The 24833-nt window shown below is 36.6% G+C and carries 19 protein-coding genes; 14 read left to right on the top strand and 5 right to left on the bottom strand.

All coding sequences use genetic code 11. The features are described from left to right. Positions 1-504: 504 nt before the first annotated feature. Complete coding sequence (locus PQ479_RS06600; protein WP_047988473.1) at positions 505-2649, bottom strand: ATP-dependent Clp protease ATP-binding subunit; 2145 nt, start codon at positions 2647-2649, stop codon at positions 505-507. 408 nt (positions 2650-3057) lie between these two features. Between PQ479_RS06600 and PQ479_RS06595 the strand changes: the two genes are divergently transcribed. The 7 genes from PQ479_RS06595 to PQ479_RS06565 all read left to right on the top strand — a co-directional run bounded on the left by PQ479_RS06595 (position 3058) and on the right by PQ479_RS06565 (position 9997). Further along, on the top strand, positions 3058-4191 hold the full coding sequence (locus tag PQ479_RS06595; RefSeq protein ID WP_047988474.1) for an NAD(P)/FAD-dependent oxidoreductase: 1134 nt from the start codon (positions 3058-3060) through the stop codon (positions 4189-4191). Further along, positions 4181-4717: a hypothetical protein gene (locus tag PQ479_RS06590; RefSeq protein ID WP_053070376.1), complete on the top strand. Its 537-nt coding sequence runs from the start codon at positions 4181-4183 to the stop codon at positions 4715-4717. Before PQ479_RS06595 ends, PQ479_RS06590 begins: the two co-directional genes overlap by 11 nt. 416 nt (positions 4718-5133) lie before the next feature. Continuing rightward, complete coding sequence (locus tag PQ479_RS06585; protein ID WP_047988475.1) at positions 5134-5397, top strand: YkvA family protein; 264 nt, start codon at positions 5134-5136, stop codon at positions 5395-5397. Between the two features lie 28 nt (positions 5398-5425). Beyond that, positions 5426-6262: a TerC family protein gene (locus tag PQ479_RS06580; RefSeq protein WP_047988476.1), complete on the top strand. Its 837-nt coding sequence runs from the start codon at positions 5426-5428 to the stop codon at positions 6260-6262. 223 nt (positions 6263-6485) lie between these two features. Continuing rightward, positions 6486-7334 (top strand): MBL fold metallo-hydrolase, encoded by an 849-nt coding sequence (locus PQ479_RS06575; protein ID WP_047988477.1) that lies wholly within the window; start codon positions 6486-6488, stop codon positions 7332-7334. Between the two features lie 102 nt (positions 7335-7436). After that, the gene (locus tag PQ479_RS06570) at positions 7437-8195 is read left to right on the top strand and encodes an AAA family ATPase (protein WP_047988478.1); all 759 of its coding nucleotides are present in this window, start codon (positions 7437-7439) and stop codon (positions 8193-8195) included. Positions 8196-8272: 77 nt separating this feature from the next. Next, positions 8273-9997: a DEAD/DEAH box helicase gene (locus PQ479_RS06565; protein WP_047988479.1), complete on the top strand. Its 1725-nt coding sequence runs from the start codon at positions 8273-8275 to the stop codon at positions 9995-9997. A 47-nt stretch (positions 9998-10044) separates the two neighbouring features. Here the strand turns inward: PQ479_RS06565 and PQ479_RS06560 are convergent, their stop codons facing one another. Continuing rightward, the gene (locus tag PQ479_RS06560; protein WP_047988480.1) at positions 10045-10959 is read right to left on the bottom strand and encodes an iron-hydroxamate ABC transporter substrate-binding protein; all 915 of its coding nucleotides are present in this window, start codon (positions 10957-10959) and stop codon (positions 10045-10047) included. Between the two features lie 138 nt (positions 10960-11097). Further along, positions 11098-12273, bottom strand: coding sequence for an endonuclease Q family protein (locus tag PQ479_RS06555; protein WP_047988481.1), 1176 nt, complete (start codon positions 12271-12273; stop codon positions 11098-11100). 157 nt (positions 12274-12430) lie between these two features. On the opposite strand from PQ479_RS06555, the gene PQ479_RS06550 reads away from it, so the two are divergent. The 6 genes from PQ479_RS06550 to PQ479_RS06525 all read left to right on the top strand — a co-directional run bounded on the left by PQ479_RS06550 (position 12431) and on the right by PQ479_RS06525 (position 20835). Then, a complete protein-coding gene (locus tag PQ479_RS06550) occupies positions 12431-13060 on the top strand; it encodes a DUF4004 family protein (RefSeq protein ID WP_047988482.1) in 630 nt (209 codons plus the stop codon). Between the two features lie 442 nt (positions 13061-13502). Further along, positions 13503-14231: a polymer-forming cytoskeletal protein gene (locus PQ479_RS06545; protein ID WP_047988483.1), complete on the top strand. Its 729-nt coding sequence runs from the start codon at positions 13503-13505 to the stop codon at positions 14229-14231. A 205-nt stretch (positions 14232-14436) separates the two neighbouring features. Continuing rightward, positions 14437-15723: a glycoside hydrolase family 18 protein gene (locus PQ479_RS06540; protein WP_047988484.1), complete on the top strand. Its 1287-nt coding sequence runs from the start codon at positions 14437-14439 to the stop codon at positions 15721-15723. Positions 15724-16048: 325 nt separating this feature from the next. Further along, positions 16049-16714, top strand: coding sequence for a TetR/AcrR family transcriptional regulator (locus PQ479_RS06535; protein ID WP_047988485.1), 666 nt, complete (start codon positions 16049-16051; stop codon positions 16712-16714). Between the two features lie 180 nt (positions 16715-16894). Continuing rightward, positions 16895-19648, top strand: coding sequence for a phosphoenolpyruvate carboxylase (ppc, locus tag PQ479_RS06530; protein ID WP_047988486.1), 2754 nt, complete (start codon positions 16895-16897; stop codon positions 19646-19648). A 437-nt stretch (positions 19649-20085) separates the two neighbouring features. Further along, the gene (locus tag PQ479_RS06525; protein ID WP_047988487.1) at positions 20086-20835 is read left to right on the top strand and encodes a YhfC family glutamic-type intramembrane protease; all 750 of its coding nucleotides are present in this window, start codon (positions 20086-20088) and stop codon (positions 20833-20835) included. Positions 20836-20955: 120 nt separating this feature from the next. On the opposite strand, the gene PQ479_RS06520 is transcribed toward PQ479_RS06525, so the two are convergent. Further along, complete coding sequence (locus PQ479_RS06520) at positions 20956-21585, bottom strand: FMN-dependent NADH-azoreductase (RefSeq protein WP_047988488.1); 630 nt, start codon at positions 21583-21585, stop codon at positions 20956-20958. A 527-nt stretch (positions 21586-22112) separates the two neighbouring features. Here PQ479_RS06520 and PQ479_RS06515 point away from each other — a divergent pair. After that, entirely contained in the window at positions 22113-23759 is a 1647-nt protein-coding gene (locus PQ479_RS06515) for a catalase (protein ID WP_047988489.1), read from the top strand. A 762-nt stretch (positions 23760-24521) separates the two neighbouring features. Here PQ479_RS06515 and PQ479_RS06510 read toward each other — a convergent pair. Next, on the bottom strand, positions 24522-24788 hold the full coding sequence (locus tag PQ479_RS06510; RefSeq protein ID WP_047988491.1) for a hypothetical protein: 267 nt from the start codon (positions 24786-24788) through the stop codon (positions 24522-24524). Positions 24789-24833: the final 45 nt, after the last annotated feature.

The following is a 24833-nucleotide window of genomic DNA, read 5'->3' as shown; positions in this document are numbered from 1 at the left end:
GAAACTAGCCGCCAAAGCGGAGTAAATGAAAATACGCGGTAATGAAGAGGTAAAAGCAGCCCCTCAATGTGGAGCAAATGAAAATACACAGAAATGAAGCTGAAAAAGAGCACTCAATATAGCCTGAGTGAATAAGACAGTCAATTTGATATCAAAAACAAACCCGTAATTACAACCATTAACAACAGGCATTTATCTAAGCTGATTTTGGCTTTTTTGATTAGTGGTCTTTCTTTCATTTTGGTTTTGTGCTTTTCATACTAATGATTATCCTAAGAATGTTTTTTGAACTTGAAATTTTAGACTAACCCAAGCGGGCGAATTATGCGGAGACTCCATGGGACGTAGTGACGGGCTGAGATCCGCTGGCATAGCCGATTAGCTCAGCGACACCCCGCAGGACGCGGAGCGAATATTTCTGTAGCGACGAGCAGCGCACTATGTTCGCACCAACTGTCATACAAAAGAGGCAGCCCTTAGGCTGCCTCTTTTGTATGACATAAACTAGTTAAACTTTACAATGATTGAGTCATTCTCCATGTCCACTTTAATGGATTGAACTTGTTCTTCATCTAAAATGATATCGGTTATTTTGTCTTCGAGATGTTCTTGAATAGTCCGACGAAGTGGCCTAGCACCAAACGCTTTGTGGTAACCTAGCACCGCTAGCTTTTCTTTAGCGGACTGGCTAACCTCGAGATTTACATTTTTCGACGCCATTGAATGTCTTAATTCGTTTATCATTAACTCTACAATTTCAATCAAATGCTCTTTTTCGAGATGTTTAAATTCAATGATATTATCAAAACGGTTAAGGAATTCAGGTTTAAAGAAGCTTGATAATGAATCTAGTACAGAAGCCTCTTTCATCGCTCCATTCCCTTTTTCAAAACCTACTTCTACTTTTTTAGTAGCAACGCCTGCATTACTTGTCATTATAATAACCGTGTCTTTGAAGCTTACCTTACGACCTTGACTATCCGTTAAGTGTCCATCTTCTAAGATTTGTAAAAACATGTGCTGTACATCTGGATGTGCTTTTTCAATCTCATCTAATAAAATGATGGAATATGGTTTTCTACGCACTTTTTCCGTTAACTGACCAGCTTCATCATGTCCGATATACCCTGGGGGAGAACCGATTAATTTAGAAACAGAATGCTTCTCCATGTATTCACTCATATCCAATCGAACCATTGCCTCTTTTGAACCAAATAATTCAGCGGCTAATGTCTTGGTGAGCTCAGTTTTACCGACACCAGTTGGTCCGACGAATAGGAAGGAACCGATTGGGCGATGTTTGGCTTTTAGGCCAGCTCGAGAACGACGTATTGCTTTTGCGACTTTATTGACGGCTTCTTCTTGACCAATTACTTTCCCAGCTAAAGAAGCAGCTAGATTTTTCATTTTGGCCGCATCGTTCTTTTGGATTTTACCTACAGGAATACCTGTTTTCTTTTCGATGATTTGTTCAATATCTTCGACTGTGACCTTAGTACGTTTTGTTTGAGTTGAATCTGAATGTTCCTTTTCAAGCTTGACCTCTTCATCACGAAGTTTAGCAGCTAACTCATAGTTTTCGAGTTGTAAGGCTTGGTCTTTTTCAACTTCGATTTCTGTTAAGCGTTGTTTCACATCATCTTGACTTGTTATACCTGCTTGTAAGTTCTTTTTAGAACCTGCTTCATCTAAAAGGTCAATCGCTTTATCTGGTAAGAAACGATCTTGGATATAACGTGATGATAAATGTACACAAGCGGTAATGGCCTCATCGGTAAACTTGACTTGGTGGAAATCTTCATATTTAGATTGAATTCCTTTTAAAATCTTAACCGCTTCTTCTTGATTAGGTTCTAGGACGGTTACAGGTTGGAAACGACGTTCTAAAGCAGCGTCTTTTTCGATATCACGATACTCTTTCAAGGTGGTTGCACCGACTAGCTGTAACTCACCTCGTGCTAAAGCTGGCTTAAGTATATTACCTGCATCCATCGAGCCTTCTGCTGAACCTGCTCCAACAATGAGGTGGAGTTCATCGATAAAAAGAATGACGTTTTTTCTTTGTTGTAGCTCGGAAATAAGCTGTTTCATTCTTTCTTCAAATTGTCCGCGTATTCCTGTATTGGAAACTAGTGAGGCAACATCAAGTAAGATTACCTCTTTCTTCTTTAATTTATCTGGTACATCACCTTCAGCGATTTTAAGGGCAAATCCTTCGATGATCGCTGTTTTTCCAACTCCGGGCTCTCCGATTAATACGGGGTTATTTTTATTGCGTCGATTTAATATTTCAATTACACGTTCGACCTCAGCATTACGGCCAATAACAGGATCGATTAAACCGGCTCTTGCTGCATCGGTTAAGTTGTATCCAAATTGGTCAAGAAAGCCACCGCCACCTTTTCGTTGGCTGGGCTGTGGTTGATTCTTTTGTTCGTTATTCTGACCTTGATTACCTAGTAGTGATTGGAATAAATGGTCCATTCCCATAGAATGGTCAAATCCACCATTAAATCCAGATGGTATTTGCTTGGACTTCTGTATTTCTTGGTAGCAGGCTGAACATAGTTTCATTTCGTGTTGCTCGTGGTTATATTGTAAACGAATATTTATACGTGCTTCATGTTGTTGACAGTTTTGACATTTCATTGGTTGTGCCTCCTTCAATAAATGTAAATGTTTCATCGAAGTTGAAAGATTCAATGAGTGAAGGTCAATTATTTGACTTTGACTATATTTGACCTTTATTGATTATAGTATACTCTGACCTTTTCTGACTTTCAAGTTTTTTGCTTTAAAAATTTTGTATGAAAGAGTGCGAACATGGAGCACTACTCGTCGCTACCGAAAATCATGCTCCTCGTCCCCTATGGGGTGGCACTAAGCTAACTGGCTACGTCAGTGGAGCACAGCTCTGTCACTACGTCCTATGGGATTCACCGCACGTGAATGTTTTTCTTGGTTATTTGTTCTGTTTTGTAAACCATTACCCGTTATGCCTTTGTTTATAAACATGTACGAATTATAATAATGATTAGAAGAAAGGGTGTTTTTTAGATGGGGAAACATTATGTCATTATTGGAGCGGGAATATTAGGAGCATCAGCAGCTTTTCATTTAGCCGCTTTGAACGAGAAAGTTACGTTGATCGATCGAAACGACCAGGGAAAAGCGACAGATGTAGCAGCAGGGATTATTAGTCCGTGGTTATCCCAACGTCGAAATAAGGCTTGGTATTTTTTGGCGAGAAATGGAGCCGCCTATTACCCTAAGTTAGTAGAGATGTTAGCCAAACATGACGAATACGATGTGGGCTATCAAAAGGTAGGGGCGTTACATGTACATACTGATGAAAGTAAAATTGATAAGATAATTGCTTTAGCCAAAGATAGAAAAGCTCAAGCTCCTGAGATGGGAGATGTGAGTAAGCTATCGTCTGAACAGGTTGCTCACATGTTCCCGTTATTAACAGAGAGATTATTTGCAGCGTATGCTAGTGGTGGGGCAAAGGTAGATGGGAAAAAGCTCAGTCAGGCTTTAAAAAATGCAGCTATCCAGTTAGGAGCAAATTTTATAGAAGGAGATGCGGTCTTATCGCGACAGAATGAGGAATATGTACAAGTTAATGTTAATCAGCAGACATTAACAGCTGATGAAATTATTGTAACAACAGGTGCATGGGGGCAAGAAACTTTAAGATCTCTTCATGTTGATTTTCAAGTGAAACCTCAAAAAGCACAGTTGTTAACCATGCAACTACAGGAAAGAGAAACTGAAGATTGGCCAGTTGTGATCGCCCCTTCTACGTTATATATGCTTGCTTTTGAACAAGGAAGAACGGTAATTGGGACGACGCATGAAGATGATAAGGGATTTGATTTAATTCCGACAGCTGGTGCAGCCCATGAAATACTTAGTAAAGCTTTTAGCTTAGCACCAGATATGAAAAAGGAAGAGTTAGTTGAAATTAAAGTGGGGTTTAGACCTGTAGTACCGCATGCATTACCTGTCATTGGACGACTCCCTCATGTTAAAAACGTTATGATTGCAAATGGATTAGGTTCAAGTGGTTTGACGGTCGGTCCATATTTAGGGAAGGAACTAGCACAGCTTGCACTAGGTAATGATACCGAAATTGATTTAGATCTTTATAAAATTGAGCAAGTAATAGGAGGTGGCAATGCTGTTTGATCCAACTGTTTTTGAGAATCTGAAGGTCGGATTTGAAAATGAAGTGTATGACCGTGATAACCTAGATCAAGAAATTATAATAAGCGGGAGAAAAGACCATCTCGATTTGGCGAATATGTCTCGTTCGTTTTCTCTCACATTTCAATTAGAAGAGACTAGTACGGTACAAGCTGAAATCCATTTGCATACAGATTTAGAAAATATCTCTGCAGAACTTCTAGAATTACCCGGTACTGAGCCAAGTTGTGAACTACTTATACAATTTGAATGCAAACTTGTAAACCCGGAAAGAACATGTGCTGAAATTGAGGGGGCATTCAAATCAGTTTGGGAGCGGGATTTAAACGTAGAACAAAAGTTATCGCAATTATTTAAAAGGCCTCTGCAAGCGAAACAGTGGGATAATCACATCACCTTACATTTTCAAAGAAGGATTACAGAAGAACAAATGAATGATATATCAGGATTAATTGATTATACAATCAATTCATTACATGCATTAGAACAAATAGCTGGTATCGTTTAAAGCGGTGCCGGGTGTTGTAGGAAAGGCCTGAAAGTAACAACATAGAGAGTAAAAGTGGTGCCAGTTGTTGTAGGAAAAGTAGGCCTCCATTCTCGGAGAGCTTATTGAAGAAAAGCACCTCGCCTTTAGGGTAACGTTCCAACAAAAAATACATTGACAAGTTAAGGTAAAAGGATTAAAGTAATCTTATAAATAATACAGCTGAATAAACCTCCTAAAGGGGAGTAGCTTTTACAGCAAAGTCGTCATTACGGAGCAGATGCTCTCGGCTTTGTTGGCAACTTTACATAATGTTGTTAGCAAGACCTTTACTGATAACGGTAAAGGTCTTTTTCTGTTCATTTTGACCTTTACCGAAGCGGTGAAGGTTTTTTTAGTGTTAGAGGGAGGTTACATGAAACTAAAGAGGTGAAAAAATGAAACGGTTCTTCAAACGATTATTATTTTTATTAACATTTTGGCGCTCAATACCAAAAATAGTAAGATTTTATCGCATGAAGGAGATCAAACTTTCTACAAAAGTGATATACACAATAGCTATCATAGGCTATTTGGCTTTACCGTTTGATTTAATACCTGATTTTATTGTCGGTCTTGGATTTGTTGATGATGTTTTTATTGTCGGATTTCTACTTGACCGCATGATTAGAAAGACGATAGCACAAGATAAAAAAAGATAATCTTGGTTGCCAAGAGAGGAGCTTTTAATTGGATGTTTCATTAATACTTGAATACGGTTGGGTTCTTTTATTATTAATATTATTAGAAGGTATATTAGCGGCAGATAACGCATTAGTATTAGCGATTATGGTCAAACATTTACCAGAAAAGGAGCGTAAAAAAGCATTATTTTATGGTTTAGCTGGTGCTTTTGTTTTCCGTTTTGCTTCCTTATTTATCATTTCATTTTTAGTCGATGTATGGCAAGTTCAAGCGATTGGTGGATTGTACTTATTATTCATTGCCTTAAACCATATTATTAGAAAATGGGTATTTCGAAAGCGGCCAGATGACGAAACAAAAAGACCTAAGAAAAAAGCAGGTTTCTGGGTTACGGTATTAAAAGTTGAAATAGCTGATATCGCTTTTGCGGTTGACTCGATATTGGCTGCTGTGGCACTTGCGATAGCCTTACCACCTACTGGGCTCGGAACCATTGGTGGAATGGACTCAGGACAATTTATGGTTATTTTAACAGGTGGATTAATTGGTGTTATTATTATGCGATTTGCGGCTACTTGGTTTGTAAAAGTACTTCATGCCAGACCAGGACTGGAGATTGCTGCATTTATGATTGTAGGTTGGGTCGGGGTGAAATTAATTGTCCTTACATTATCTCACGAAGATCTCGCCGTTATCCCGCATGACTTTGCTCATTCAACAGGATGGAAATTATTCTTCTATTCAGTCCTTATATTAATTGCTGTAGGTGGATGGTTCTTATCTAAGAAAGATCCTGAAGCTGAAAAGAAAGTTGAGAAAATTGAAGAAGAAGTAGAAGAGGAATTAAAAGAAGAGAATCAAGTGAAAGATCGTGAATTTTAATCCAAATAAAACGAGTGACCATAGGGTTGCTCGTTTTTTCCTATTGAAGATACTGAAAATTGTAAAAATAATAAAATTATGATATAATTAACCTTTACTTAAGGAGGGATTAGTCCAATGGTAGCTCTTTTCTAAGAGAGAATTTCTATAGCTAATTAAATTTACAACATGTAGAAAGTCTCTCGCATTCATGAGGAATATAAATGAAGAAGAGGAGATTAACATGTTAAATAAATGGAATGAACATATCTATTATTTGTCACATGATGAAAAACAGGAAAGACCAGTATTAGGGTTAGTATGTGGTGAAAAGTATAGTTTAATCATTGATGGTGGCAACTCGCCACAACATGCCCAAGAGTTTTTAAGAGAAATAGAGAAATTATCAATTCCACCTATCCGTTATCTGGTCATTACTCACGCTCATTGGGATCATTTCTTAGGAGCGAATGAGTATGATGCCACAATCATTATGAACCGACGGACGCATCAGAAATGGAAAAAATGGCAGCTAGATTCACTTACTGATGCCTCATTACAGCAATTAGTCGATCAGCAACTAATCAATGAATATGCGATGAAAGCCATTCAGGAAAATCTGATAAATGACCCTTTATTTCAATTAAGGGACCCGGACATTATTTTTGATGAGACACTGAAAATAGATTTAGGTCATAAAATATGTCAAATCGATACAGTAAGCAGTACACATACTAATGACTCCACCATTGTCTACTTAGAAGATGATGAACTAATCTTTTTAGGAGATTGTGCGTATGGTAAAACTAGAAATTCATTGTTTCACTATGAACAACAAATGTTAAACCCAATGATTGAAGATATTCAAAAGTATCAAGCTAAATATTTTCTATTGGGACATGAATCAATCTGTGACTTAGCTGAAATGGATTTATATTGGAAGGAATTACAAATAGCCAATAAGGCTGTGAAGTCAACATCTTTAGAAGAAGCAATGATTCATTTCGAAAAAGAGTTCAAACGAAAAGCAAATGAGAATGAGACTTTTTTTATACAAGCATTTGTTAACGATCAAATATTAAAACAGCATTAATCAAGTAATTGGATATATGGGACACTCCTGCTTCTAGCAAGGGGTGTCTTTTTAATGCTATAGTTAAAAAATGATAATGACTTATAAAAAAGGAGTGAAAAAATGAGAAGATTAACTACATATGACCAATATGTAAAAAAATTAACGGTTTTAGAGGAGCGAATAGAAAATAAAAAGCAGTTCCCTTTTTCTTTGCCTGCAATTCGTTCATTAGACGAGCTTATTTTTCATCCAAATGTAACGTATATCATGGGTGAGAATGGGATGGGAAAGTCGACTCTTCTAGAAGCAATTGCCGTTAACTATGGTTTCAATCCTGAAGGAGGAACGAAAAATTTTAACTTTGCAAGTTATGAAAGTCATTCGAATTTAGATCGTTATATTCGATTAAGTAAAGGTGTGAAAAGACCAAAGGATGGCTTTTTCTTTCGAGCAGAAACTTTTTATAATGTTGCAACCAATATTGAAGAGTTAGATGAAGGTGATGGAGGTCCAAAAATTATCGACCGCTTTGGCGGGAAGTCTTTACATGAGCAATCACATGGTGAGTCTTTTTTTGCTGCCTTTATGAATCGGTTCTCAGGGAATGGGTTATATATTCTTGATGAGCCTGAGGCAGCCTTGTCACCTATGCGTCAACTGTCGTTATTAGCAAGGATTCATGAATTGATCGAAAATGGTTCGCAATTCATCATATCCACACATTCACCATTGTTAATGGCTTATCCGGAATCGACATTATATCAATTAAATGAAGTTGGCATATCCACGGTTACGCTCGAGGAAACAGAGCATTATCAGATCATGGAGCAATTCTTTAATGATAAGCAGCGGTTGTTCTATCACTTGTTCCAACGTTAAAAAAATATCAGTTGCCAAAGCGAGTGAGAAAGCTATAGACTAGTAGAGTTGATCATAAAGCAAGTGGAGCTGGAAATATGAAAAAAGTGACAGAGCAAGAAGTTCAAATATGTTTGCAATTATTAATAGAAAAGTATCGAGTACCAATAAGATTGCTCATACGTATTCTTGGGAAAGAACGATTAGACGATATCCAAGACATGTTAATAGAACTGACAGGACAATCCTTAACGGAACAAAAAATAGCAGAATTAATTATTCGTGAAAAAGCTGAGTTATTATTTGCAGGAAGTGAGCTAGCGGTTCGAGAGCTAAGGAGCTATTTACTGAAGCAACTGGAAGAACCTGACCTTATCGCCCTGTATCAACGAAATCCTGATACGAAGAAGGTGATAACAGCTTCAAAATATATGGTAACACCACTCGTAAAGAAGAAGTGGTTAGTCGGTGGGAGATGGCCGAAGGATTTTGTCAGAACTTTAGGGTTTCCAACTAGTTTTGCAGGCAAATCCGCTAATAAAGTCATTAGAAAAGAATCTTTTATTGATGTTGAGCCCAAAAGGATTGTACCGCCATTAGTTCCTTTTCAAGAACAGTTGAAAAATGAGCTCTTAAAGGTTCTAAAACTAGAGGGAAACCATACGAGATGTGTCGTAACAATGCCTACTGGCACAGGGAAAACACGTGTGGCGGTTGAGAGTTATATTGAATGGATGAGAGAAGGCTTTGCAAAAGGACGTTATTTTATATGGATTGCACAAAGTGAGGAATTATGTGAACAGGCAATCGCGTGTATAACAGAGATGTGGCAGGAAAAGGATTATCCAGAATCTTTACGGTTATATCGTTATTTCTCAGGAAATCAAATCGATGAAGAAGAGCTTTGCGGTGGTGCTGTGGTGGCAAGCATTCAACAACTCTTTTATCGATTAAAAAGTAAAGACCCTATCATAGCTGAGATATTATGTGATTGCGGGGCAATGATTATTGATGAAGCACATCATGCTGTCGCTCCTATGTATCAAGAGTTATTAGAGAAAGCAGAAGAACTTTCTGGTGGACGTTCATTTCCAATATGTGGATTGACTGCTACCCCAGGTCGTAATGATGAACAAACGATGAAGCTGGTTAATAAATTTGAAGCTCATCTCATTCAACCAAAAATTAATTTAAATCAACAAGAAACACCTTTACGTTTTTTTAGGGAACATGGCTATTTAGCGAAACCTAAGCATGTAATCTATCAATCGGGACGTGTGTATGAAGTTGATGAACAATGTGTGACTGCAAATGGAGAACGTGACTTCACAGAGTTATTACGCGTGCTAGCAACTGATGTTTGGCGGAATAAACAAATCGTCTCATCGCTTGTAAAATTACCAAAAACGGCCAGCGTTCTTATTTATGCTTGTACGGTCGAACATGCAGAATTATTAGCTCAGACGATGAATGTGTTAAACAGTTCTGCGGTAGCGATTACTTCGGACACACCAAAAACGGCAAGAAGATTGTATATTGACCAATTTAAAAAAGGTCAGATCAAGTTCTTATTTAATTATGGGGTTCTAACAACAGGTTTTGATGCTCCAAAGACTGACTACATTGTTATTACTCGCCCAACTACGAGTGTCATTTTGTATGAACAAATGATAGGGAGAGGCTTAAGAGGGCCAAGGTTTGGGGGGACTGAATCTTGTACAATTATTGATTTTGCCGATAACTTGTTACGATTAGGTAAACCGCTCGCTTATGCACGATTTAAAAACTTCTGGGAGCGAGAGTCTGTACGGGAATTATCATAAGTAGAATTTAAAAAAGCTGAACAAAAATATGTTCAGCTTCCTCATGCTTATTCACCTAATAAAGCTGTTTCAAAGATTTCTAAAAGATATTCTAAAGTAATAGGGTCACTATAAGTAGAAGCTTTACTATTAATTTCAATTATTTGCTCATTTTTAACAGCAGGAATATTGTTCCATGTCTCAGTTTCCATAAAAGAATTATCAACATCTGGATTTTTACTTAAAACGATAAAGTCCCCAGCGAAGTCTGGTAATAATTCATACGATAATGTATAAACACCAGACTCTAATGCTTGTTCCTCAACTTTTTCAGGCATATTTAAATTCATTGCCTGATAAAGGATTTCTGTACCTCGTGCATAGTTGTCGCCAAATACGTAAATTTCCTTATTTCCGGTTTCTAAAACAGAGATGGTTGAATCCTCACCAATCTTTTCACGAATGGCTTTTCCAGATGCTTCGGCACGCTCTTGAAAATCAGCTACCCATTTCGTTGCTTCTTCTTCTTTATTGAGAAGCTTTCCGATTTCAACTTGTTGATCAAGGTAATCCAATTCTCCCCATGTGTAGACGACAGTTGGAGCGATATCACTCATTTTATCAAGATTCTTCATATAAGAACCTGCAATGATCAAATCAGGGTCAAGCTCAATAATTTGTTCTAAATTTTCTTCGGAAACAATTTCAACATCCTCTAATTTATCATCAAATAAAGGGTTCATATTTGTCCATTGGTCAATACCAACAACTTTACCATCTAAAGCTAGGACGTTTGGGCCGTTTGTTAAAGCGATTATACGTTGTGGATCCGCAGGTACTTCAATCGGACCCGTTTCTGAATCATATGTAACGGTTGAATCTTCAGTTTCGAGCCCATCAATCCCCCCGTTTGTTGAATTTTCATTGCCGCATGCTGTTAGAAAAACACAGGCAAATAGGATAAGCAAGCCTAATCTTTTCATGTTCATTCTCCTCAAGTAAAATTGCACTATGTACCAATAATGATAATCATTATCAGTAGTTGCATTCTTATCTTAATTCTGAGGGCAGTGAATGTCAACAAAAAAAGAATTAGAATTTAAAAATAAAAAGGTAGCTCATCATTTCTGATCAACTACCTTTCCGTATAATCCGCCTCCACCAGTCTGGAACGTAAGTCCGCCCGTTCTAGCTGCGATAATTAATTTTGCTATTTTTTCTGGCACAGCTTTTAATAGTTGTTCGGAAGGAACATGGTGGAGAATATTCATTTCTGTACCAAAATGATCCTTTAATTTCATGAGTGTTTTTGGACCTAGACCTGGTAAGTATTCAAGTGGAACTTGGTGAATGTAAGGGGGTCTTTCCCTTAAGGGTGAGTATGTGTCGGTATTGGACAATTCTTTTAAACGCTCACTTACCCCTTTGACAAAACGGTGATGACCACATTGAAGACAGGTGTTTTCATCCCTTGATTTAGGAGAAATACATTTTTCGCAAGTTGTTTGGTGATATTTACCGATTTGCGGTTTAAGACCATAGTTGGCTAAAATCGTTCTTCCTAATTCATTTTTTAAAGCCATTGCGAATTCATTAAAATTGCAATCCTTCAACCTCAATTGCTGATATTCCCTACCAATTTTACCTAGAGAATGTGCATCAGAATTAGTTAAAAACGTAAAAGAATCGAGTTCTTTAATTTGTGCTGCCATTTTTGTATCGGAACTTAAACCTAATTCAACAGCATCAATTTTATTTGGGTCAAAAACTTCTGTAAGTGATTGCTTGACACCACTCCCATATAAGCTCTTAAACGGGGTGAATATATGAGCAGGAATAAACAATCCTTGAAGGCTTTTGACCATTTTCTGTACGTCAAGTCCCGAAGTGTAAATTCGCTGTGAACTTAAATGGTGGTTTTTCATTTTAGTCGATAACCAATTTGAGAATTTCTCCATACTAGTTAGAGTAGGGAGGAAGGCAAGGACATGAATTGGACCACTACTTAACTGGTCATTGATTTCTAATTCACAACCAAGTAGTAAAGTTGTTCGTTCAAAGCGTACTCCACCTTCAGTAAGTTCCGTACAATCACCGTTACTTACTCTCTGTTTGAGTGTCTGAATTACTTCAGGAACATGACAATCAATGACTCCGATTAAATCAAGTCCTTTTTCTTGACTGGCTTCACGTAAAATAGAGTCGATGGTTAGAGATTTGGAACCGGTGATTTTTACGGGGCGTCCCGACTCAGTCCGACCAATATGGATATGTAAATCTGCAAAGTATGTATTCATTTTATCGCCCACTTCATATAAATCTCATTTTAGTCGATTATTGATGAGATGGGGAAGAAAGTCAATACATCTAAATATTTTGAAAATAAAGTCTTTACTAACGTAACAGTGTTATGTTACATTGTAATTAAGAAATCCCATTTGGAGGTGATGATTGATGGAAGAGGAGCTTATATCTAAGAAGGATTTATTAAAAGAAGCTGGAATTTCATATGGACAGCTTTATAGATGGAAGAGGAAGAACTTAATTCCTGAATCATGGTTTATTAGAAAATCAACATTTACAGGACAAGAAACATTCTTTCCAAAAGCAAAAATGATGACAAGGATTAAGCAGATCATTGATTTAAAGGATGGTTTATCACTTGATCAGTTAGCAGACCAATTATCTGGAAATTTAAATGTAAATACAACCAGTTTGTCTAAAGAATATCTGATGGAACGTAACATTGTTTCAAGTGAAGTCATGGAATTATTTCCATTAAATCAAAGTACAACATCAGAATTTCAATACTCTACGATTCTAAGCTTATTGATAGTAGAAGAGGGATTAAAGAGTGGAGAAATAAGTTTGGAAGAAGCGAAACAAATGATAACACTTCTAATAAACAATGGAAAAAAGGGTCAAGACGCAGAGGAATTACATGTATTTATATTAAGGAAGATGGGTGTTTCTTTTGTAATGATTACGGAAAACGCCAATATGATTGTAGAAGCCAATGTCAAAATCGTCATCCATATAGAAGTGAAAAATGTTAAACAAAAACTAGCAAGATTACTCGTTTAATACCGGCTTAGTGAAAGAAGACATTGTAAACAAAGATGAAAGATCGGTTAGGCTCTTTGATTGTTGGCACTTCGTTCATTTTGCCTTTGTTTTTATTATTAATGATAGTAAAGTGTTTTGTAAACTTGAGAATTAACAGTACCCCAAGCGGGTGAGTTATGCGGAGACTCCCTCGGAAGTAGTGGCGGGCTGAAATCCACTGGCAAAGCCAGTTAGTTCAGCACCACCCCGCAGGACGCGAAGCATAATTTTAGGTAGCGGCGAGTAGCGCTCTATGTTCGCACTTTTATACAAAGGAAAATAACTATGAAAAAAATAATCGAAAAACAAGAAGATTCTTGTCAGCAAGATGAGATAAAAAACCCACCATCCAAAAGCGAAAGTATCCTATTTTCAGGAAATTGGTATATTTTATTCAATCATTAAATAAGGAGTGAAATCAATGAGTAGTACATTAAAAGAAAAAGGAAATTTAATTATTTCAGGAAGTGGAAGTGCAACAGGGGGAGAGTATGATCAGGTAAAAATTAGTGGCAGTGGTAGAATTTCTGGAGATATAGAATGTGAAAAGTTTCTTTGTAATGGCTCTAGTAAAGTGGAGGGAGACATTGAAGGGGTACAAATAACAATAAACGGGAGTACTAAAGTGGGTGGCGATGTAAGAAGTAAAGAAACACTTAAAGTGAATGGTAGTACGGTTATAGAAGGGAGTGTACTGTATAAAGAGTTCAAAATCAGTGGTTCCTCCAGAATCCTTGGTGATACTTCAGGAGAACATTTAATTCTTAGAGGTAGCGTAAAAATAGAAGGCGATTGTGAGGCGGAATATGCTGAGTTTAACGGAAGTTTTAAAATAGAAGGTCTTTTAAATGCTGATAAAGTTGAAATCGAATTAAACGGTCGCTCTTATGTGAAAGAAATAGGTGGAGAAATCATCTCTGTAACAAGAACGAAGTCTAACTTGTTAGACAGACTATTTAAACCATTAGCGAAAGAACTTACTGCAGAAGTTATAGAAGGTGATAAAGTGGAAATTGAATATACACAGGCAGATGTGGTACGTGGTAATCATATTAAGATTGGACCGGGGTGTAAAGTTGATTTAGTAGAGTATAAGGGTGAGTTAGATATTCATGACAATGCAAGTGTAAAAGAAATTAAAAAGGTTTAGAAAAAAGAAACAAATAAATATATCTGGATGAGGTGGTGCTGAGGGTAAGAACTTTAGCACCACCTTATTTGTGTGATGCGAAGAAAAAAATGAAGGGAACTGTCACAGAGAGCCGGGCAGGTGCATACATTTAAATGATGAAAAAGAGTAAGTAGGTAAATGCATATGTATATGCATATGGATGATTAAGATAAGGAGGCATTATATGCAAATTCATGTCGTTCAAAGTGGACAGTCCTTATGGCAGATTGCTCAAGCCTATAGTATTAATGCAAACGAAATTACTACGGCTAATGAACTTGAATTCCCTAACCAATTAGTAGTCGGGCAGGCATTAGTTATTCCCATAACTGGTCGCTATCATTGGGTTACACCTGGGGAAAACCTGTATGGAATAAGTCAACGATACCAAATACCTTTACAAACATTATTAGCGTTTAATAATTTGAATACAAACAATCTTCCTGTGGGATATCGATTATATATCCCGGCAAATCCTGAAAACCGTCGTCAAGCAGACGTTGGAGCTTATCTGTCTATGGAGATTTCGGGAGCGAACGCAGCCAATGATGTAGATGCTGTTGGTGAGCACTTAAGTTATTTACCTATATTTAGCTATAATATACAACCAGATGGTTCACTTTCAAGTTTGAATGAAGAGCAAGTTATCCAAACCGCATATCGTCATCAAGTAGCGCCATTATTGGTATTAACAAACCTACAAGAAGGTGGTTTTAGCACAGAGTTAATCACACAAATTTTACAGGACGAATCTTTGCAAAATAAAGTGTTAGATGAAGTTGAAGTGATTATGGAACAAAAAGGGTATCTTGGACTAGATTTAGATTTAGAATATGTAGGTGCAGAAAATCGAGAAGCCTATAATCAATTTTTATTAAAAGCTCGAGAAAGAATGGATGCTCGCGGTAATTGGTTATCAAGTGCGTTACCACCTAAGACTTCAGCTGATATGCAAGGTGTTTTATATGAGGGAGCTGATTACCGGTTTCATGGAGAAGTAAATGATTTCGTCTTTCTTATGACATATGAATGGGGCTGGACAGGAGGACCACCGATGGCCGTAGCACCTCTAAATCAAGTTAGAAGAGTGTTAGATTACGCAGTTTCCGAAATACCAAATGAGAAGATTATTTTAGGTATTCCTTTATATGGTTATGATTGGACCTTACCTTTTGTTGAAGGTGAATCGAGAGCTCGTGCAATTGATCATCAACAAGCGATAGCTCTTGCGGTTACGCATAATGCTCAAATTATGTATGACGAAGAGGCACAGGCACCATATTTCTTCTATATAGATGAGCAAGGCAGACAACATGAAGTTTGGTTTGAGGATGCAAGAAGTATTCAAGCGAAATTTGATGTAGTGAAGGAGTACAATTTAAGAGGATTCTTCTATTGGGTATTAAGATGGAACTTTCCGCAAAATTGGCTACTTGTCGACGAAAATTTTACCGTAAATAAATATGTCTAGGCATTGGAAAAAGTGAAAAAGAGGAAGAAAGAGTTCGGTGAGAAAAATAACTCAGCGAACTTTTTTGTTGTGCCATTTAAAAAAGTGCTAACCGTATTGTAAATAAGTAGGCACAAAGCATACGAAGTTTAAAGGAATTTTTAGGCATAGTTAAGGTGGAAGCTGGAAAAAATAAAAGAATACATATATAATGTGGTTGATAATTATAAAAAAGAACTAAAAAAAAGTTATATTTATACTTGTTTTTGGTTTTAAATACCTAGTTTTAGTTGTATAATAATAGTTCATAAGTCCTTTATCGGATGAAGTAAAAGAGGGTGAGCATATGAATGAGGAAATGGATGTAAAAAGTGATTTTTCTGAAACAATCGAATTAATTAAGGGAGGTCTTGAACCTTATAAAAGACTCTCAAAAACACAAGTAAAGATTTTAGATGCTGCAAGAGAGTTATTTTCTACCAAAGGTTTTGAAAATAGTTCAACTATGGACATTGCCAAGCTCGCAGGTGTTGCAGAAATTACCCTTTTTCGTAACTTTAAATCAAAAACGAATTTATTATTTCAATTATTAGCACCAGCCATAGCAAAAGTCTCAATGCCAACGAAGATTAATAAAGATAAATATCTTTTACCTGAGGAAGCAATTAAAGATATTATTTTAGAAAGGGTTCGAGCTTTTAAAGAACATAATATAGAAATGACAATTTTACTCAGCGAAAGTATTTATCACGAGGAAGTAAGGAGAGCAACAAAAGAGTTTATGATTGAACCATTAAAGAGCGCGATGAGAGTATTTATTCAGGAGAAGGTCAATGAGGGATATTTCCGTAACGTTGATATCGATGCAACGATTGACTTGATCTATTATAGTGTCTTAGGTTTTATCATTAATTATTATTTGTTGAATGAATCTCCAGAAAGTGAAAATGTGGAGGAGTTAGTTCGTACTTACCTACAAGTTTTATTAAAAGGGCTGTTTCAACATACGTAAAATCTATTAAAAATGCCCTTTCTTTGAGTTATTACCTTAAATCTAGTATAATGGTCAGATAGATAGAGACAAAAAACCGTTGTATGGAATATGATTAAGCTTAGAATTTTTCAATTATTTGAAATTATCTCTTCTTATTGAAAAGCAAAATCTGAGCTGGAGAGTATGGAGGTTGGGTAAATGACAGCAATGACAGATAATAACGTATCATTACGGAATGATGTTAAGAAGTTAGGGAATATATTAGGGGAAATTTTACAGCATCATGGTGGTACAGAACTATTTAATAAAGTAGAAACTATCCGTGAAATGACCAAAAAGTTAAGACAAAATTATGACCCTAATACGTATGAAAAACTTAAAGCAGAAATCAGTAATTTAAAGCCACCTACAAGACAGCAGGTTATTAGAGCTTTTTCTGTATATTTTCATTTAGTTAACATGGCTGAACAAAACCACCGTATCCGTAGAAGAAAGCAATATCAGTTACAAGAAGGTGCCAAGCTTCAATCATTCTCATTGGAGAAGTCTGTTTCTACATTGAAGGATTTGGAAATGACTTCTGATGAAATAAAAAAAGTACTTAACAATCTGTCCATTGAATTGATCATAACAGCTCATCCGACAGAAGCTACCAAAAGAACGGTTTTAGAAATTCAAAAACGTATATCATATATTTTAAATCAATTGGACTCTCCACTTGTAACAAAAAAAGAGAGAATTCGTTTGGAAGATAGCTTATACAATGAAGTCGCAACTTTATGGCAAACAGACGAGCTTCGTCATAGAAAACCAACTGTTATCGACGAAGTTAAAAATGGTCTATATTATTTTGAGGAAACTTTATTTGAAACGATACCGGAAATACATCAAGAACTTGAACAGTATTTACAGGAGTATTATCCAGAGGAAAAGTTAGAAGTACCTAATTTCCTTCACTTTGGTTCCTGGATTGGTGGTGACCGAGATGGTAACCCAAATGTTACCCCTGAAGTTACATGGGAAACCTTACAACTTCAACGACAGTTAGTCCTGAAAAAATACCGTAAGTCGATCACTGATCTAATGAAACGCTTTAGTCAGTCAAGTTCAAGAGTAGTGGTTAACCAGGAGTTTGTATCACATGTTGAACAAGAAGAGTCAAAGTATTTGGAGTCGGGTGAAGAGTGGTCCGTCAAAAGTGAAATATATCGACGTAAATTTGCGATTATCTTAAAAAGGTTAAGTGAAGTAGGAAAATCTGACCTTGGTTATCAACAATCTGAAGAGCTTGAAGCAGACTTAATAAGAATTCGTGAACTTGTAGAAGAACATCAACCATCAGAGAAGAAATTAAAGACAATCCGTCATATCATTAGACAGGTTCAATTGTTTGGTTTCCATTTAGTAACGTTGGATATTCGTAACCATAGTGGAGAACATGAAATTGCTGTTTCTGAATTATTAAATGCTGTGAAACTATGTGATGATTACTCATCATTAACGGAAGAAGAAAAGATAAAGGTATTAACGAGTGTATTAAAAGATCCAAGGCCTATTTCTTTATTAGAAGCCGACTATTCGGAAGAAACACTAAAAGTTCTTAATGTATTTAAAATGATTCGAAAAGCTCATTTAGAATTTGGTACACGTTCAATTGAAGTATATCTCGTTAGTATGACACAATCTTCTAGTGACCTGTTAGAGGTCCTAGTATTAGCTAAAGAAGCTGGGATTTATCGTTTACATGCAGATGGTCGCGTCGAAAGTGGCTTACATGTAGCTCCGTTGCTGGAGACGATTGACGATTTAGTTGCTGGTCCACAAATCATGAGAACGTTATTTGATTTGGATTTATATCGTTATCATTTACAAGTTCGTGGCGACCACCAAGAGATTATGTTAGGATATTCTGATGGAAGTAAAGATGGAGGAACATTAACAGCGAATTGGAAGCTGTTTAATGCTCAGCTTGAAATCCACCAAATGGCGAAGAACTATGATATTCGTTTGAAGTTCTTCCATGGACGGGGTGGCTCCTTAGGTCGGGGCGGCGGTCCACTTAATCGTAGTATCGTTTCACAGCCGGTCGAAACATTAGGTGATGGTGTGAAGATTACCGAGCAAGGTGAAGTTTTGTCTTCACGATATTTATTAGAAAGCATCGCATTCCGTAACTTAGAGCAAGCAACTTCTGCCTTAGTTGAGGCGACAGCTACAGTGAACAAGAAGTCCAAGCATGGTCATTTCCGCGAAAAAGAGTGGGAACTTGCCATGGAAGAAATGTCCCAACATGCATTACGAAAATATCAATCACTTGTTTTTGAAGATAATGATTTTCTAACTTATTTTAATCAGGCAACGCCATTAAAAGAATTAGGTGAGTTAAATATTGGCTCAAGGCCAACTCGTAGAAAGAATAGCTCTAAATTCGAAGATTTACGAGCAATACCGTGGGTGTTTGCTTGGACACAATCACGCCAAATGATACCTGCTTGGTACGGAGCAGGAACAGGCTTTAGTTCTTTCTTGGAACAAGGAGCAGAGAATTTGGAAATGCTACAGAACATGTATCAGAGCTGGCCATTTTTCCACTCAACGATTCATAATTTACAAATGGCATTAATGAAGGCCGATTTGTTCACGGCGAAGGAATATTTGAATTTAGTAGAGGATTCAAACATGGCTGAGCGTATCTATTCAGATATTGCAACAGAATATCAGAAAACAAAAGAAGCCTTATTAAAAATAACAGGAAACCAAGAGTTACTTGATAACTTTTCTAATATTCAGGAGTCAGTACGCCGTCGTAATCCTTATGTAGATCCACTTAATTTCTTACAAGTTGATTTGATCCAAAAAATGCGTACAACTGATGAGGTAGACGAAGAGTTAATGACTGAAGTTCTACTCACTATCAGCGGTGTCGCAGCCGGATTAGTTAATACAGGCTGATTCATCCATAAAAAATCATATAACCTCCGAAGCACGAGTGCTTTGGGGGTTATTTATATGCAGATAGGGCAGGGGAATCTTGACAAAAAACATTTTCGTAATTTTCTAATTTTAAGTGACTCTTTTTTTGGAGTGTGAAATTACACTGGAGAGAAAATTAACTAAAATGAAGGTTTAGGATGATTAGGGCATTTGTAATAATTATTGCACTTCCAGTCATAGGGTTACTTATGTTATTGATTGGTTTTGTCACTAAGAAGAGGTCGTAAAATTACTTTCATTAATTCCACTCGTGATTTCACTATCAATAGTCTTTTTAGTATTAATAAGTCTACGCCCATAAGTAACTTTCATACAAAACAATTTACCCGAAAATTCACCCTTTTCCTTTCATTTTTGATATGATGAGAGAAAAGTGAATTGTGGGGGAGAGTTCATTGATAGCAGAAAGTATCGTACGGATATTAACCATATCCGTATACGCAGCGATCGTTATACCAATTATTCTTATTCTAGTTGCAAAGCTTAAGTTTAAAGTGTCTATGAAGTCCCTTTTATTCGGTATGCTAGCGTTCTTACTATTTTCACAAATCTTGATGAATGTGATTTTAACGCTCTTTTTCTCGACCGAAGCGACGAGAAGCCTATTTGGAGAAGGGATTTTATATGTACTGATCATTGCTATAACAGGTGCTGTTGTGGTTGAAATAGGTCGTTTTTTAACATTGAAGTATATGCTGAAAAAGGAAAGAAATGAAAAAGCTGCACTTGGTTTTGGTGTTGGTTTTTCAAGTCTTGAGACAGTTCTCGTATTGGGTTTTACAAGTGTAAGTATGTTGACAGCTGCCGTGATGATGAATGAAGGGTTATTTGAAGATCAAGCCTTGGCTGATCAATTAATGACGGTGTCTACAGGTTTTATTGTATTTGGTGTTCTAGAGCAGCTCTTTTCAATCGTAGTACATATTGCGTTATCTTTATTTATCTTATATGCTATTGCAAGCGAAAATAAGAAGTATGTTTATTATGCTATCGCTTTTCATATTGCGTTTGCCGTTCCTGGTTTGTTATATCAACAAGAAATTATAACGAGTTTAGTTATTTCCCAATTGATGATGGCTGTAATCGCTTTATGTACGTGTTGGTTAGCCAAAAGGTATTATCAAGAATTAAAAACTAGTGGATGACTGAGAACTACTTGAAATAGAGCGAGCTATTTAGTGCGTAGAAAATCTTAAAATCTAGATCTTCATATCGAATAAAGACCTGTGCCCAACTTGGACACAGGTCTTTTCATAGAATCATTCTTAATGAAATTGAGCGGCAACTTGTTTAACTTCTTCAAGTCCATCTGCGATGATTTCATCTCTTTTTTCTGGCATCGCATTATGACCTTCAATGATAACTTGGTCGATAACTTCCATACCAAAGATGTTATGGAAAACATGATACATATAATTGACTGCGTGTTCAGAAGTGGCCATTTCTGGGGCAGAGAAGTTACCGCCACGTGCATTCAAGAAAATGACTTTTTTATCGTTTAACAGCTGAAGCATCTGTCCATTTTGATCATATTTGAAAGTAAATCCTACTGAATAAATATAATCGATGAATGTATGAAGGCGTGCTGGGATGGTAAGATTCCATAATGGAAATGCAAAAACAAGGACATCAGCTTTCTCTACAGCATCCATCGCTTTTTGTTTGGCAGACATGAGGCGTTGCTCTTCTTCAGTTAACTGACCTCCTGATTGAAGTTTGCCTAATGAATCGAATAACTCTTGGCCAAGATAAGGCATGTCTTCCTTAAATAAATCATAAGTTTGTATATGTGTTGATGAACTCTTTTTAAGAGATTCCATAAAAGTTTCATACATTTTACTAGATACTGCTTCGTTTGCTGGTCGATTATTAGCTTTTATGACTAGAATATTCATTATGATAAAATCCTCCTACTAATCTTTTGAAAGTAACTTCCCTATCGTAACAAATTAAAAAGTGAGATGTAACAGGACTTATGTCCAATTTTTTGTGAGAAATTATTTGTTTTTATACTTTTAATAAAGTGTTAATGTTTATATAAAAGCCAGTTGAGGCTTGTAATAAAAGGTGTTGGAAAATGTTGTATTGACTTTCGGTGGATCTATAGTTTTAGGTCTTTGTACTCTACTGCTTTTTTCCCCGTTTATAGAAACGGTAATAGGGTAAAGTAAAGGAAAGACAGAAGAGGAGTTGATAACATGTTAAGAACAATTTTGATGATTATCGGAGCCATTGTTGTCATTAGTTTTATTATTTCATTAATCTAAATGCACCTTACTTATAAAGAGCGTGAATGATATAAAACTCCTTTTAAGGGGTTTTTTTCGTTATGAGTCAAAAAAGTAGAACTTCATACATAGTTTATCCATTTTATGGACATTCTTTATTTTGTAAAGAAATGATGAGATAAGGAGTGGTTAAGTTGTCAAAAAACGAGAATAAAGCAACAGGAACGAATGTTGAAGGGGCTGGCGGTGCTCTTGATAAGCGTTACGGAAGCAATGAAACCGAAGATACGTTAACGAACCGACAAGGTCACCCCGTTACAAATAATCAAAATATGCGAACGGTTGGAAATCGTGGTCCAACAACGCTGGAGAATTATGATTTTCTCGAAAAGATTAGTCATTTCGATCGTGAAAGAATTCCTGAGCGAGTTGTTCATGCTCGTGGTGCAGGAGCACACGGATATTTTGAAGCATATGGTTCATTTGGTGAAGAGCCGATCTCTAAATATACAAGAGCCAAGCTATTTCAAGAGAAGGGGAAACAAACGCCTGTATTTGTTCGATTCTCAAGTGTTATTCATGGCGGACATTCACCTGAAACATTACGTGATCCACGCGGATTTGCTGTGAAATTTTATACGGAAGATGGAAACTGGGATCTGGTCGGTAACAATTTAAAAATATTTTTTATCCGTGATGCACTAAAATTCCCAGATCTTGTTCATTCATTTAAGCCCGATCCTGTTACGAATATCCAAGATGGTGAACGAATTTTTGATTTTGTCTCTCAATCCCCGGAGGCTTTGCATATGGTTACTTTTTTGTTTTCTCCTTGGGGAATCCCGGCTAATTATCGAATGATGCAAGGTTCAGGTGTGAACACCTATAAATGGGTGAATAAAGACGGTGAAGCTGTTCTTGTTAAGTACCATTGGGAACCTAAGCAACCAATTAAAAACATGACACAGGAGCAGGCTGAGCATGTTCAAGGGCTAAACTTTAACCATGGGACTCAAGATTTATATGAAGCGATTGAACGTGGTGATTATCCTGAATGGGAATTATTTGTGCAAGTAATGAGTGATGATGACCACCCTGAATTAGATTTTGATCCATTAGACCCAACTAAACTTTGGTACAAAGATCAATTCCCATGGGTACCGATAGGGAAAATGGTATTAAATAAAAACCCAGAAAATTACTTTGCAGAAGTTGAGCAAGCTGCTTTTGGTACAGGGGTATTAGTAGATGGCTTAGATTTCTCTGATGATAAGCTCTTACAAGGTCGGACGTATTCTTACTCGGATACACAGAGATATCGTGTCGGTGCCAATTATCAGCAGCTACCGATTAATGCACCAAAGAAACATGTGGCAACGAATCAAAGAGATGGACAAATGGCCTATCATGTCGATCAAGGACCTAAGCAAAACCCTCATGTCAATTATGAGCCAAGTATTCTTAATAACTTAAAAGAAGCTGATCAAGAAGGAAAAGAGTATAAACCGATTGTATCTGGTCAGTTGTCGCGTGAATCAATTGAACGTACCAATGACCACGCACAAGCAGGAGAAACCTTCCGTCGTTTTGCTGATTGGGAGAAGGATGATCTCATTAAGAATTTGGTCACAACATTGAAGCCCTGTGACCAGCGAATTCAAGTTCAGATGGTCGAGCATTTTATGAAATGTGACCCGGAATATGGAAAGAGAATTAAAGAAGGTTTAATGAATAAAGAAAAGGAACATCACCAATCTCACAGAAATACGATTGGTGGAGATGGCTCTGAAGTAGCCATTGAAGATGCAATTCAACAAAGCCACGTATCAGACCCTTATTAAATTTAAGAGCAAAAGAAAAGAAAAGTTTAAACCGCCTTTATGGCGGTTTCAGATTGTAGAAAAACCCCCAATTTTTAAAAGTCTGATTTTGAAAAAGGGGGTTTTTGATGTTTTAATTGATTTTTCCACAACATATAGTTTTTAACGTATTATCAATACACTATATGTTGTATAGTAAAATTTTTAAAAGGCTGTCGAGACTTTCTCGACAGCCTGAAACCGCCTTTATGGCGGTTTTTTTTAATGAATTTCACTTAGTAATTTTTCGAGATAATATCATTATTGAAATAAGTATGCTAATGTGGTTATTTTTGTATGAAAGTTGTTTTAAGCTGATATGAGGAGCTCTATTCGTCACTAGCGAAAATTATGCTCCGATACAATCGCGTGGCACGGGTGTCTCCGCATGTTTTAGTCCGCTGGGTTACTGCTTATTCTCAAGTAAAAATAATCTGCGACCATTCTTTTGAATGAAAAAGGACAAAATCAAATTGAATGAAGTTCCACCAGTTAAAGAACAAGACACCACTTTCATGTTTGTTGGTGTCGGATCTAGTTTTGGCTGCGACATAAGGGTTTTGTATGAAAGTATACTCAGGAGCTATCCAAAAATAAAAGAATCTTTCTTTTATTTTTGGATAGGTATGGAATTCGGTATTGGATTTCTAGGGATTTCCTGAACCAAGGGAAGTTCCTTTTGTTATGGTGTTAAAGAGACAGGTTAGTGAAATAGGAGAAGCTTCAGTTTGGTCAAACTGTGTATTAGTTATTTTCTATTTTTTCTAATAATAACTCTATTTTTTGTTCTAATGTTTGCAATCTTTGTTCTAGTTTTTGTTGATCTTCATTCTCTCTAACGTTATCTTGAACAGCTTCATTAATGGCAAGATTAGCTGCATAAACTGCTATCGCATCACCAATAGTGGTGATGAGACCTCCTAAAACAGCAAGCTTTAAACTTAAGGCAATATTTAAATCTTCTTGGTTAAAGTCTGAACTATTTTTGTTTCTACCCACATTATTATCCATTTCTCTACCTCGTTTTTATAAGTTAATTCTAAGGTATTCACTTAT

The sequence above is a fragment of the Alkalihalobacillus pseudalcaliphilus genome, assembly GCF_028610675.1.
In the GTDB taxonomy this organism is placed as follows: domain Bacteria; phylum Bacillota; class Bacilli; order Bacillales; family Bacillaceae_D; genus Alkalihalobacillus; species Alkalihalobacillus pseudalcaliphilus.
Note: the sequence above shows the minus strand (reverse complement) of the source record. Positions and strands in the feature narration are given on the sequence as shown.